12 protein-coding genes and 1 pseudogene are annotated in these 12,434 nt (G+C 70.1%); 6 read left to right on the forward strand and 7 right to left on the reverse strand.

Annotated features, from left to right (window positions below):
- The 7 genes and pseudogenes from L0H79_RS15905 to dnaA form a co-directional block, all read right to left on the reverse strand.
- The coding region (locus tag L0H79_RS15905) for a DUF1697 domain-containing protein (RefSeq protein ID WP_301485614.1) at positions 1 to 568 on the reverse strand (568 nt) is incomplete at its 3' end.
- A gap of 1 nt (position 569) precedes the next feature.
- Entirely contained in the window at positions 570 to 1,994 is a 1,425-nt protein-coding gene (locus L0H79_RS15910) for a protealysin inhibitor emfourin (RefSeq protein ID WP_301485615.1), read from the reverse strand.
- 41 nt (positions 1,995 to 2,035) lie between these two features.
- Entirely contained in the window at positions 2,036 to 2,602 is a 567-nt protein-coding gene (locus L0H79_RS15915; protein WP_301485616.1) for a DUF721 domain-containing protein, read from the reverse strand.
- Entirely contained in the window at positions 2,595 to 3,872 is a 1,278-nt protein-coding gene (gene recF / locus L0H79_RS15920) for a DNA replication/repair protein RecF (RefSeq protein ID WP_301485617.1), read from the reverse strand. The genes L0H79_RS15915 and recF overlap by 8 nt, the downstream gene beginning before the upstream one ends.
- A 193-nt stretch (positions 3,873 to 4,065) precedes the next feature.
- A pseudogene (gene gnd / locus L0H79_RS15925) lies at positions 4,066 to 4,932 on the reverse strand (phosphogluconate dehydrogenase (NAD(+)-dependent, decarboxylating)); the annotation flags it as partial.
- A 116-nt stretch (positions 4,933 to 5,048) separates the two neighbouring features.
- Positions 5,049 to 6,176 carry a DNA polymerase III subunit beta gene (gene dnaN / locus L0H79_RS15930; RefSeq protein WP_301485618.1) on the reverse strand — a complete coding sequence of 376 codons (1,128 nt, stop codon included), beginning with the start codon at positions 6,174 to 6,176 and terminating at the stop codon, positions 5,049 to 5,051.
- 552 nt (positions 6,177 to 6,728) lie between these two features.
- The gene (dnaA, locus tag L0H79_RS15935) at positions 6,729 to 8,255 is read right to left on the reverse strand and encodes a chromosomal replication initiator protein DnaA (protein ID WP_301485623.1); all 1,527 of its coding nucleotides are present in this window, start codon (positions 8,253 to 8,255) and stop codon (positions 6,729 to 6,731) included.
- 564 nt (positions 8,256 to 8,819) lie between these two features.
- Between dnaA and rpmH the strand changes: the two genes are divergently transcribed.
- From rpmH to rsmG, 6 genes are all read left to right on the forward strand, one after another.
- Positions 8,820 to 8,957, forward strand: a complete 138-nt coding sequence (gene rpmH, locus L0H79_RS15940; protein WP_171784913.1) for a 50S ribosomal protein L34 — start codon at positions 8,820 to 8,822, stop codon at positions 8,955 to 8,957.
- An 8-nt stretch (positions 8,958 to 8,965) separates the two neighbouring features.
- Positions 8,966 to 9,328 (forward strand): ribonuclease P protein component, encoded by a 363-nt coding sequence (gene rnpA, locus L0H79_RS15945; protein WP_301485619.1) that lies wholly within the window; start codon positions 8,966 to 8,968, stop codon positions 9,326 to 9,328.
- Entirely contained in the window at positions 9,325 to 9,600 is a 276-nt protein-coding gene (gene yidD / locus L0H79_RS15950) for a membrane protein insertion efficiency factor YidD (protein ID WP_301485620.1), read from the forward strand. Before rnpA ends, yidD begins: the two co-directional genes overlap by 4 nt.
- A gap of 97 nt (positions 9,601 to 9,697) precedes the next feature.
- Positions 9,698 to 10,675, forward strand: coding sequence for a membrane protein insertase YidC (yidC, locus tag L0H79_RS15955; RefSeq protein ID WP_301485621.1), 978 nt, complete (start codon positions 9,698 to 9,700; stop codon positions 10,673 to 10,675).
- Between the two features lie 103 nt (positions 10,676 to 10,778).
- On the forward strand, positions 10,779 to 11,492 hold the full coding sequence (locus tag L0H79_RS15960; protein ID WP_301485622.1) for a R3H domain-containing nucleic acid-binding protein: 714 nt from the start codon (positions 10,779 to 10,781) through the stop codon (positions 11,490 to 11,492).
- 31 nt (positions 11,493 to 11,523) lie between these two features.
- Positions 11,524 to 12,270, forward strand: a complete 747-nt coding sequence (rsmG, locus tag L0H79_RS15965; protein ID WP_367652480.1) for a 16S rRNA (guanine(527)-N(7))-methyltransferase RsmG — start codon at positions 11,524 to 11,526, stop codon at positions 12,268 to 12,270.
- Positions 12,271 to 12,434: the final 164 nt, after the last annotated feature.

Raw genomic sequence — 12,434 nt, forward strand, 5'->3', positions numbered from 1 at the left:
GCTCGAGCATGGTGAGCAAGCGGGTCACGGTCGCCCAGTTGCGGAAGGTGCCCCGCGCCTTCGCCCCACGCTCGTCCTTGACCCGGCCGAGCAGCTCGGCAAGCCTGCTTCGCCCCAGCCCGTCGGGGGTGTGCAGGTAGACGACGGCCCCGTCCATGACGACTTGGTCGTCACTGCCCTGTTCGTGGGCGAGCTGCTCGGCGGCGCGGGCGTGAGCGGTATACGTCGAGTCGAGCGGGTGAGGGAAGAAGCCGGCGTGCAACTGCTTCGCCTCGTTCACCTCGGGGAACGGGTTGCGGTCGCGCACGGCGGCCAGCTCGGCCCTGGTCAGCACGACGGTTGCCGGGCGGAATCCGGCCGCGGACTCCAGGGCATCCTCGAGCGCACGGGCCAGGGCGAGGGGAGCAGCCCGGGACCCGGCGGTGAAGACGACGTTGCCGCTCTGGATGTAGGTGGCGACCTCGCGGTGGCCGAGACCCTCGACCACCGCGCGAAGCTGCGTCATGGGCAGCTTGCCGGCACCGCCGACATTGATACCGCGCAGCAGCGCGACGTGCGTGGGTGGCACGTCACCCCTGCAGCGTGCGCTCGAACAGCGCCTGGATCGCCTCGGGCAGCTGCGGCTCGTTGACGGTGACCTCCACGCCCGCCTGCCGGCAGGTGACGGAGTAGCAGAACATGTCGGGGTGGCCGCCCTCCTCGGCGGCGATCTCATCGAGGGTGGGCACCGCAAGCAGCTGCTGCCAGTTCCTCGTGTCGTGCGCGGGCAGGTCGCCCAGCGAGAAGGGGCGCTCGCGGGTGATCCCGGCGAAGCCGCCCGTGCGGCGCAGCACCACCTCGGTGTCGGGGCGCGCCATCTCGCGATCAGGGCCCCCGGGTGCGGGTGCCGCCCGACGAGCGGAGGACGTGGTACCGCCGTCCTGTTCGAGAACCCCGACCGTGGCCCACCCGCCGCGCACCGCCGTGTGCTCGGCGGACCCGTCACCGTAGGTGCTCGCCGCCGCATCGACGGTCAGCTGCGCGAACGTCGAGAAGTCGCAGTCCGCCTCGATGTCGGCCCCGGTGAGGACGCCGTACCAGACCGGCCCGATCGTCTCCCACGCGTGGCCGCCGACCTCGAGGCAGGCCAGGCAGAACGCCCGGTTGGGGATGCCGGAGTTGATGTGGACCCCGCCGTTGTCCGAGGTCGTGTCGACGTAGTGGTCCATGTCGGCCGGCTGCGGATCCTTGCCGAGGCGCGGGTCGTCGTAGGCGGTGCCGGGGTGGTGCATGTCGCGCAGGGCGCGACCGTGCACGCCGGGGGCGAGCAGCTCGGCACCGATGAGCCAGTCGGCCTGCTCGGCGGTCTGGCCGAGGTGGTGCTGCTTGACGAGGCTGCCGAAGACGTCGGAGACCGACTCGTTGAGGGCACCGGACTGGCCTCGGTAGAGCAGTCCCGCCGTGTGGGCCGTGACGCCGTGGGTCAGCTCGTGCCCGATGACGTCGACGCTCTTGGTGAACCGCTCGAAGACGATGCCGTCACCGTCGCCGAAGACCATCTGGGTGCCGTCCCAGAACGCGTTGTCGTAGCTCTGGCTGTAGTGGACGGTGGCGAGCAGGGGCATGCCCTTGCCGTCGATCGAGTTGCGGTCGTAGACCTCGTCGTAGAGGTGCCACGTGTAGCCGAGCGCGTCGTAGGCCTCGTTGACCGCGGGGTCGGCGACCGCCGGCTGGCCCTCGGTGCGGATCGTGACACCGGGGGTCGTGGTCTGGTGCTGCGCGTCGCTGATGGTGCGGTCGAGGCCGGGACTCGCGGGTGGCTCGGGCGCCCGGGTCGGCGGGCCCGCCGGGCGCGTGCCCGCGGGGCCGGAGCCGAAGGGCGGCAGGAACCGGCCGCCGGTGCGCAGCGCCCGGTCGTGCCTCAGCGACCGGCGGGCCCGATCGGCGAGGAGGTCGTTGTCGCTCTGGGCCAGCTGCGCGAGGAGATAGGGCGGGATGATCGATGGGCACGTCATGGGTCCAGTGTGGTCCGAACCGCCGACATTCGCGTGGGTACTCATCCGTAGGTGTCGCGCGGTCCCCGCGAGTCGGGGGACCGGCGCGGGCCCCGGCGCCACGACGGCCCGCCCGGGCCGAGGACCTTGAGCTCGGTCACGGCGCCGGCACCGATCTCTGCGTCGACGCGGGCGAGCACGTGCGAGGTCAGCAGCCGCATCTGCGTCGCCCACGCGGTCGAGTCGGCCCGCACCGTGAGGACGCCGTCGGTGAACGACACCGGCTCGACGTGCTGAGCGATGTCCGCGCCCACGATGTCGGCCCAGCGGCCCAGGACAGTGCCGACCGCCACGTCGACCTGCCACCCCCGATCGGTGATGAGCCGGTCGAGCTGGTCGCCGAGCAGAGTCGGGTCCCGGCCGTCCCGGCTCGGGCCGGACAACGTGGCGCCCTGCCCGATCGGGCGCAGGCGCGTACCCGGCTTCATCCCGGGGCGCAGGCCCTTCTCGCGGGCGCCGGCCCGGGCGTGGGCGAGGGCCGCGGCCGCGGCATCCTCGACCTGTGTCTTTTCGGGCACCGGGTCCGGGTCCTCGTCTCGCGGCCGCAGGTCGTCCGGGGTGTCACTCATCGGCGCGCACCGGCTCGTCGAACCGGTCGTCGCCGACCGGGCGGGTCGGTGTACCGGGCGTCGGGGAGAGGCAGCCGAGCTCGACCTCGAACGTCGCGCCCCGCTGCCGGAACCCGTCGGGCACGTCGGCGCCGACGGCGGCGGTGACGATCACCTGCTCGCAGTCGACGACGAGCTCGGCGAGCCGGGCCCGCCGACCGGTGTCGAGCTCGGCGAAGACGTCGTCGAGGATGAGCACCGGATCGTCGGCGAGATCGCGCCGCAGCAGCCGGTAGGCCGCGAGCTTGAGCCCCAGCGCGAGGCTCCACGACTCCCCGTGGCTGGCATACCCCTTGGCCGGCAGGTCACCGAGCGTCAGGACGACGTCGTCGCGGTGCGGCCCGACGAGACACACGCCTCGCTCGGCCTCCAGGTCGCGCACCCGTTCCAGGCTCTCGAGCATCGCCGCGCGCAGCTCGTCGACCTCGGGCACCTCGGCCGCGGCGATCCGCTTGGCAGCCTCCTCGTGCAGCGAGCTCTTGTAGGTCGCCCGCACGTTCGCAGCACTTTCGGAGACCGCGTCATAGCACTCGGCGAGGTCGGGCACGAGGTCGCGCAGCAGCCGCAGCCGCGCGTAGAGCAGCTGGGCCCCGACGGTCGCCAGGTGCGCGTCCCACACGTCTAGAGTGTGCAGCGCGGAGTCGCGGGCGGTCTCCGTGGTCTGCTCGCCTGACCGTGGGGTATGCCGCTCGGCTCGCCTCCCGGGACGAGTGCGCAGGAGCGCGGCGGCGTTCTTGAGCAGCGCGGCCCGCTGGCGCACGATCTTGTCGTAGTCAGAGCGGACCCCGTCCCACCGGGGCTGGCGCTGGACGAGCAGCTCGTCGAGGAAGCGGCGCCGCTCGCCCGGGTCGCCCTTGACCAGGGCGAGGTCCTCGGGGGCGAACAGCACGGTGCGCAACATCCCGAGCACGTCCCGGGGGCGCGGCACGGGAGCCCGTCCGAGGCGGGCCCGGTTGGCGCGCCCGGGGGTGATCTCCAGCTCGACCATCGTCTCGCGGCCGTCCCGCACGATCGCGCCGCGCACGACCGCCTGGCTCGCACCGAACCGGACGAGTGGCGCGTCGGTCGCGACCCGGTGTGAGCGGAGGCTCGCGAGGTATCCGATCGCCTCGACGAGGTTGGTCTTGCCCTGCCCGTTGCGTCCGACGAGGATCGTGACGCCTGGCCTGAGGGCGAGCTCGGCGCTCGGATAGCTGCGGAAGTCGCCCAGCGTCAGGTGACGGACGTACACGACCTGGCTAGTCCGGCTGCGGCGTCGCACCCGAGCCGGCCGGCGAGGAACTCACAGCCGCGGGACGGACCGCGCGCGGCCGCTCGGCATCGGCCTTCTCGCCGATGCCCTTGGCCGCGACATACTGGGCCGCGGACGTGGCGCCCTCGCCGCGCCGCAGGGCGTCGCCCTCCGCGATGGTCATGACCTCGTGTCCGCCGAACTCGCCGCGGAGCGCGGCGACGGCCTGCATCGTCGGGGAGATCTCCTGACGCGACGCGTACCGGGCGAACAGCGCCGCGGAGATCACCGGCATCGGCACCTCGAGCGTGACGGCCTCCTCGACGGTCCACTTGCCCTCGCCGGAGTCGACGGTGTAGTCGGACACGCCGTCCAGGGTGGGGTTCTTGGCCAGTGCGTCGGTCATCAGGTCGAGCAGCCAGGACCGGACGACGGTGCCGCGACTCCATGCCTTGAAGGCGCCGGGCACGTCCGTGACGATGTCTTTGCGCACGAGCAGCTCGTAGCCCTCGGCGTAGGCCTGCATGAGTCCGTACTCGATGCCGTTGTGGACCATCTTCGTGTAGTGGCCGGCACCGACGTCACCGGCGTGCACGAAGCCTTCGTCACGCGGGCCCTCCGGACGCAACGCGTCGAAGACCGGCATCGCGTGCTCGACCCAGCGTTCGTCGCCGCCGACCATGAGGCCGTAGCCGTTCGCCAGGCCCCAGATGCCGCCGGAGACCCCACAGTCGAGGTAGCCGATCTGCTTCTCGCCGAGCACCTCGGCGTTGCGGAAGTCGTCGGTGAACCGGGAGTTGCCGCCGTCGATGACCAGGTCACCGGCCGCGAGCAGGCCGCTCAGCTGCTCGACGGTGGAGCGGGTGGGCTCACCGGCCGGCACCATGACCCAGACGGTGCGGGGTGCCTCGAGAGCTTCGACGAGCTCGGACAGACTCGCGACATCGGCCACCTCTGGGTTGCGGTCGTAGCCGAGCACCTCGTGGCCCGCGCGGCGCAACCGCTCGCGCATGTTGCCGCCCATCTTTCCGAGACCGATCAGTCCGAGCTGCATTCGCCTGCCTTCCTGACGGGGAGGCCCGGGCCGAGGTGTGGATCCGGCCGGGCTGGGAGGGTGCCTTCGAGGCTACCCCTGGTGAGCGGCATACACCCGGGCTGGGGGAGCCGGGCTGTCACTCAGCTGGCGAAGCGGACCGGCATGAGCACGTAGCGGTAGCTCTGGTCGCCCCGGCCCTCGGCCTCGGCCTGGCCGGTCAGGACCGCCGGGCGGCTCGGCTGGGTGAAGGAGAGCCGGCTGAACGGGGTGCCCACGGCGTGCAGGCCGTCGAGGAGGAACTGCGGGTTGAACGCGATCTGGATCTCGGGGCCGGTCAGGCTCGCCTCGACCGCCTCGGAGGCCTGCGCGTCGTCGCCGGTGCCGGCCTCGATGGTGACCTGCCCGTCGGTGAACCCGAGCAGGACCGGTGTGTTGCGCTCCGCGACGAGGGCGACCCGCCGGACGGCCTCCTCGAGGGCGGCGGTGTCGATGACGGCCTCGCTGTCGACGCTCCCGGGAAAGATCGAGGCGACCTTGGGGTACTCCCCGTCGAGCAGCCGGCTCGTCGTACGGCGCTGGCCCGCCTCGAACCCGATGAGGCCATCGCCCTCGGCACCGAGCTCGAGCTCGACGGAGCCCGCGGCACCGAGGGCCTTGGCCGTCTCGGCGAGCTGGCGGGCCGGGATGAGGGCGACGTGGCTGGTGTCCGGGCTGGCGGGGGCCCAGCTCAGCTCGCGCATCGCGAGACGGTAGCGATCGGTGGCGAGCAGGGTCATCTGGTCGCCGTCGATCTCCATCCGCACGCCGGTCAGGATCGGCAGGGTGTCGCCCCGGTCGGCCGCGACCGCGACCTGCGCCACGGCCTGGGTGAACACGTCACCGGCCACGCTGCCGCTCACGGCCGGTGCCGACGGGAGAGTCGGGTAGTCGGCGACGGGCATCTCGCGCAGGCTGAAGCGGGACGAGCCGCAGACGACGGTGACCTTGCTGCCGTCGGTCGCCACGTCGACCGGCTTGGCCGGCAGGTTGCGGGAGATGTCGGCGAGCAGACGGCCGAGGACGAGCACCGCACCGGACCCGGAGACGTCGGCCGGGACGGTGACCTTGGCGGACACCTCGTAGTCGAAGGCCGAGAGGGTCAAGGAGCCTGCTTCGTCCGCCTCGACGAGGACGCCCGCGAGCACGGGCACGGGCGGCCGCGCGGGCAGGCCCCGCGCCACCCAGGTGACGGCGTCGGCCAAGACATCACGGTCAACCCGGAACTTCACATCGTCCTCACTTCTCACGTAGGACCGTTGGGGCTCAGACACTAGTCGCCTGCGCGTCGCTAGCACCACCCGATCGAGAATGCGAGGACCGAGCCGTCGTGTCTGGTCGGTTTCCACCCTCGTTGTCGGGGCTTGCCCTCTCATCTAGGGTCTCGTCATCGTCATCGGTGCTGTGGATCGTGTGGACGACTGGTGACTGCGCACGTCACGGCGCGTGTCGGTGGGTGGGTGAGACTGTGGATATCTCCCGGCCGACGACGCCCGGGTGTGGACAGCGGAGTTTCGTCCACAGGCTGGGTGATCTCCGAAGGTGGGTTGTCTCCGTGCATGGCGCAGTTGTCCACAGTTGTCCACAGGGGTTGTGGGCAACGCCTGGTCGACGGGTTGCCCCGTCCGGGGCGACGGTGCGTCGGAGGGGAAGGCCGCATCCACAGACTTTTCCACAGGGTGTGGACAATTGTCGGACGCGCAGGCGGGGAACTGCGCAGTCGTGTCCGTCAGGACCCGGACCCGGCTGTGGACAGCGTGGGGAGCCCGCGCCTCACCGGAGGCTCACTGCGACTGCTGGCGGATCCGGTTGGTCAGCTCGGTGACCTGGTTGTAGATGGCGCGCCGCTCACCCATGAGCTCGCGGATCTTGCGGTCGGCGTGCATGACCGTCGTGTGGTCGCGACCGCCGAAAAGCTGCCCGATCTTCGGCAGCGACAGGTCGGTCATCTCGCGGCACAGGTACATCGCGATCTGCCGGGCCGTGACGAGCTGACGCGAGCGGGACGAGCCACACAGGTCGTCCATCGTGACGGTGTAGTACTGCGACGTCACGGCCATGATGGTCGCGGCGGTCACCTGGTTCGGGGCATCGTTGGGCAGCACGTCCCGCAGCACCAGCTCGGCCATGGCCCGGTCGATCGTGTGCCGGTTGAGGTTGCCGAACGCGGTGACCCGGATCAGGGCTCCCTCGAGCTCTCGGATGTTCGTCGAGAAGTTGCTGGCGATGTACTCGAGCACCTCGTCGGGCACGGTCATCCGCTCCTGGATCGCCTTCTTGCGCAGGATCGCGATACGTGTCTCGAGGTCGGGAGGCTGAACGTCGGTGAGCAGGCCCGACTCGAACCGGGTGCGCATCCGGTCCTCGAAGCCGGACAGCTCTCGCGGCGGCAGGTCGCTGGTGATGACGATCTGCTTGTTGGCGTTGTGCAGGGTGTTGAAGGTGTGGAAGAACTCCTCCTGCGTCTGCAGCTTGCCCTGGAGGAACTGGATGTCGTCGATGAGCAGGACGTCGACGCTGCGGTGCCGGGCCTGGAAGGCACTGGCCTTGTCGTCGCGGATGCTGTTGATGAAGTCGTTGGTGAACTCCTCGGAGTTCACGTAGCGCACCTTGACCGCCGAGAACATCGTGCGGGCGTAGTGACCGATCGCGTGCAGCAGGTGGGTCTTGCCCAGCCCGGACTCGCCGTAGATGAAGAGCGGGTTGTACGCCTTGGCGGGGGCCTCGGCGACGGCGACGGCCGCCGCGTGCGCGAACCGGTTGCTCGAGCCGATGACGAAGGTGTCGAACGTGTACTTCGGGTTGAGTCGGGTATCGGCGGGAGCGCTCGGGTCGGGCCGGGGTCGAAGCCCGTCGCTGTCGCCGTTGGGTGCCGCCGGTTCGTCGAGGTCGGCACCGTTCAGGTCGGGCGCGCTCTCGTCCAGGTCGCGCAGCCGGTCGCTGCTCTCGACGAGGTGCAGGTGCGAGCCGTCCCGCCGACCGAAGGTGTCGGTCGTCGTGTCCGGGCCGGGCATCGGCTCGTCGACCAGCAGGCCGAGGTCCTGTTCGAGGGACTCGTCGACCGTGACGGCGAGCTGCACCGGCTGTCCGAGATGCTCCGCCAAGGCGGTGGCGACGTGGTCGCGGACGCGGTTCTCGAGGAAGTCCTTGGTGAAGCTGTTCGGAGCCCGGACGAGCGCGGTCTGGTCGAGCACCCCTACGAGGCGACAGAGCCGGACGAAAGCACGGTCCTGGTGAGGCAGGCCGACGTCGTCGAGAGTCGTCAGGGTCAGTTGCCAGACCCGCTCGTAGTCGACGTCGTCGGATGTCACCGTCACTGTCACCGTCCCTGACTTGCTCTTTCCCCTGTCGGCAGGGCCCTCGCGGGTGCCCCTGGCCGGCGCGGTCCCACGTTGTCCACACAGTTATCCACATTTGTGCATAGTGCAAACGGGCAGGGGACCGTGAGGACGAAACCTAACGCCTCCAGCGATCCCTGACAACTGCAGCGGGCCAAAGTTCTGCTGCTCGTCGGCGTGTTGCCTTGCCTTCCAAGGCGGTTCGTGGGACTCGGGAGACTCGCCGGTACGCTGCATGGCTGAGCGGCGCAGCAGGCCGCGCTGCGGCTCCGAGAAGGTGCAGGTGCCCGCCACTGTCGTCATACCGGGGGAGGGGGAAGGTTTGACCCTGATTCGGCGACTCCCGTATCGTGGAGCACGCCTCTCGGCGACCTCTTTCGCATGCCCGTGGCGCGCGGTCCTGTTCCCAGTCGCGCAGACTCACCTCAGACGCATCCATGGGCTTGCCGATTGCGGTCGCCGATGGCCCCAAGCCATGTCCAACGGGTCACTTGTGCGTCCTGCACCCGGTGTCCCGCCAGCCACACGGAGCATCACGTGAGCAAGCGCACCTTCCAGCCGAACACCCGTCGCCGGGCCAAGACGCACGGTTTCCGCCTGCGGATGCGGACCAGAGCCGGTCGTGCCATCCTCGCCAACCGTCGTCGCAAGGGCCGCACCGAGCTGTCGGCCTGAGGCACGACGTGCTGCCGGCACGTCACCGCCTGCGTCGCAGTGCGGACTTCACGTCGGCAGTACGCGGCCCCGGTGCCAGCAGAGCGGGCGGACGGCTTCTCGTCGTGCATGTCACAGTCACCGATGCGCGGGCCGGCCTCGCGCCGCGCGTCGGCTTCGTCGTGTCCAGAGCGGTCGGCCACGCCGTCGTACGCAACCGCACCAAACGGCGACTGCGGGCCAGCGCCGCCAGCCGGCTGAGCGGCATACCTGCAGGGTATGACGTCGTCGTGCGCGCGAACCCCGAAGCCTCCGCCGCGACCTACCAGCAGCTCGACACCGCGCTCGGGCGCCAGCTCACACGGGTGCTCGAGAAGGCCGGGACCCGATGAACCGCGTCCTGTCCGCGCCGCTCGTCCTGCTCGTGCGTCTCTACCAGCTGGTCCTCTCGCCGCTGCGCCCGGCGACGTGCCGCTTCTATCCCTCCTGCTCTGCGTATGCCGTCACCGCGCTCACGCGCTTCGGCCCGGTCCGCGGTGGCTGGCTCACGCTGTGCCGCCTCGGCCGCTGCAACCCGTGGAACCCGGGGGGCATCGACCACGTTCCGCGGACGTGGGAGGAGCGCCACTCAGAGGAACTGCACCAGATCCGAACGAGCGGGTGATCCAGGTGAACGACCACGACAGGACACCCGGCAGACCCGACCCGGTCAGACCGACCACACCTGGTGAGCCTCTCACCGCCGTCACAGAGGGATCACGTTGATCGACTTCTTCAACACCCTGCTCTACCCGATCAAGCTCGGGGAAGCCTGGGTGATGTACGCCTGGCACTGGCTCTTCGACGTCATCGGCCTGCCGACCGGCTGGGCCTGGGCCCTGTCGATCGTCGGCCTGACCGTCGTCGTGCGGATCCTGCTCTTCCCGCTCTTCGTCAAGCAGATCCACTCCTCGCGCAGGATGCAGCTCATCCAACCCGAGATGCAGAAGATCCAGAAGAAGTACAAGGGCAAGCGCGACCCGGAGTCGCAGAAGGCGCAGCAGCAGGAGATCATGGCGCTCTACAAGCGCACGGGGACCAACCCGTTCAGCAGCTGCCTGCCGATCCTGATCCAGAGCCCGTTCTTCTTCGCGCTGTTCCAGCTGCTGAACAACCTCAAGGCCCAGTCCGAGGGGAAGATGGACGCGATCGGCCCCATCACCCAGCAGGTCGCCGCCCAGATCGAGTCGTCGCGGATCTTTGGCGCGAGCCTCTCGGACCACTTCCTCGGCACCCAGTCGCTCAACGTCAAGATCCTCACCGGTGTGCTCATCGTGCTGATGTCCGTGACGACGTTCACCACGCAGCACCAGCTGATGCGCAAGAACATGCCTGCTGCGGCGCTCGACAACCCGTTCGCGAAACAGCAGAAGATCCTCATCTACCTCATGCCGCTCTTCTTCGCGATCTCCGGCGTGAACTTCCCGATCGGTGTGCTGATCTACTGGCTCACGACCAACGTCTGGTCGATGGGCCAGCAGTTCTACGTGATCCGCAACATGCCGGCCCCAGGCTCGGCCGCGTACAAGGCCATGGAGGCCCGCGACAAGCGCAAAGGCCGCGCGACCAAGCATGTGACGGTGCCAGGGCTCGAGGGCGAGAGCGACACGGCCGCGTCCGTGGCGGTCGAGGAGCCCAAGCCGAGACAGCGGCAACAACCGGTGAGCAAGAAGCGCAGCAAGAAGAAGGGCCGCTCCTAGCGGCCCGGCCCCCAGGATCCACGAACAGGTCCGCGGCCACACGCCGGGGTGCGGCACCCCGGCGGCCGGCGGCGCGGCGGGACGAGCGGAACAAGGAGTACGAATGAGCGACAACCCGCAGGAACGGGACGACGACACGCCGGTGGTCGAGCACGACCTCGGCACCTTGACCGCGACGGTGGCTCGACCGTCGCCCGAGGCCGACACCGAGCAAACCGACCAGCCCGATGAGTCGAGGGACGTGCCCGACGAACTTCAGGACGGGCCCGCTGCCGCGGAGCCCGGTTCGCCGGAACCACCGGACGCAGACGAGACCGGCCGGCCGGCGGGCTCTCGCCGGGCGGCCAGAATCGAGCATCTCGAACGAGAGGGTGAGGTGGCCGCGGACTTCCTCGAGACACTCCTCGACATCGCCGACCTCGACGGCGACCTCGACGTCGACGTGGAAGGAGATCGCGCCGTCGTCGCCATAGTCGACTCGGACGAGGGGCGGGTGCCGCGGCGGCTCGTCGGCACCGACGCCAAGGTGCTGGAGGCGCTGCAAGAGCTGACTCGGCTCGCCGTCCAGGCCGAGACCGGTGAACGCAGCCGTCTCATGCTCGACATCGCCGGTCACCGCGCCGCTCGAAGGGCCGCCCTCGTCGAGCTGGCCCGGGAGGCGATCTCGGTCGTCCGGCAGACCGGAAGCCAGCGTGAGCTGGAGCCGATGTCGGCATTCGAGCGGAAGGTGGTCCATGACGAGGTGGCGGCCGCCGGCCTCGTCTCCGAGTCCGAGGGCGTCGAGCCGAATCGCTACGTCGTCATTCTCCCGGGCTGAGGAGGCGGCCGTTTCCCGTGACGCGGCGGCCGTGTTCGGCTCCCGGCTCGGCCTCGCCGAACGGTATGTCGCGCTCCTTGCGACGACCGGTATCGACCACGGTCTGATCGGGCCCCGCGAGAGACCTCGGCTGTGGGATCGGCACGTCCTCAACTGCGCCGTCGTGGCGGACCTCATCCCGGAGGCCGGGCCGGGCCAACGTGTCATCGACGTCGGGTCTGGCGCAGGGCTGCCCGGACTGGTCCTCGCCATCGCGCGCCCTGACCTCGACGTCCATCTCGTTGAACCGCTCGCCCGAAGAACGGCATGGCTCACGGTCGCGGTGGCCGACCTCGGACTGCCCAACGTCACGATTCACACGGCTCGGGCGGAGACTCTCTGGGGGAAGCTCACCGCCCCGTGGGTGACCGCACGAGCGGTCACCGGCATCGTCAGGCTTGCCGAGTGGACGCTGCCGCTGCTCGAGGTCCCCGGGCAGGTGCTGGCGCTCAAGGGCAGCAGCGGCCCTGCGGAGCTGGTCGAGGCCGAGGCGGAACTGCGCCGGCTCGGGGTCGCTCGCAGTGAGTTGATCGACTTCGGAGTCCGGCAGGGCGAGCTGGCGAGCACGGTGCTGCGACTCATTCTCCAGGCACCGCCTGACCTGCGCCGCCTGCGGTCCAAGGGGGGCACGAGTGCCGGGTCCGCCCGGCGCCGCCGGGACCGTCCCCGTGGGGCGGGCGGCGGTAAGGTGTCCGGTCGGGGCAGGCCACGACCCGGTGACGGACGTGCCGTCTGCTGACCCGGTGCCGGTGCGACAGGGAGCCCCCACCGAATCGACTTCCAGGAGGTGCAGTCTCAGTGACGGTCTCGAGCAACCTGGGTTGGCCCGGTGCCGACCCGGTGAGCGAGGCGGACCGCCGCCTCGGCTGGCCCGGCCCGGGCGCGACCGTTTCACGTGAAACG

It is taken from the genome of Intrasporangium sp. (genome assembly GCF_030452765.1).
Classification (GTDB): Bacteria; Actinomycetota; Actinomycetes; order Actinomycetales; family Dermatophilaceae; genus Intrasporangium_A.

What these genes read in the sequence shown, in the direction of transcription:
- yidD (WP_301485620.1), top strand. Translation starts at nt 9,325, where the DNA reads ATGAACCGCGTCCTGTCCGCGCCGCTCGTCCTGCTCGTGCGTCTCTAC.
- L0H79_RS15915 (WP_301485616.1), bottom strand. Translation starts at nt 2,602, where the DNA reads ATGAGTGACACCCCGGACGACCTGCGGCCGCGAGACGAGGACCCGGAC.
- L0H79_RS15960 (WP_301485622.1), top strand. Translation starts at nt 10,779, where the DNA reads ATGAGCGACAACCCGCAGGAACGGGACGACGACACGCCGGTGGTCGAG.
- L0H79_RS15910 (WP_301485615.1), bottom strand. Translation starts at nt 1,994, where the DNA reads ATGACGTGCCCATCGATCATCCCGCCCTATCTCCTCGCGCAGCTGGCC.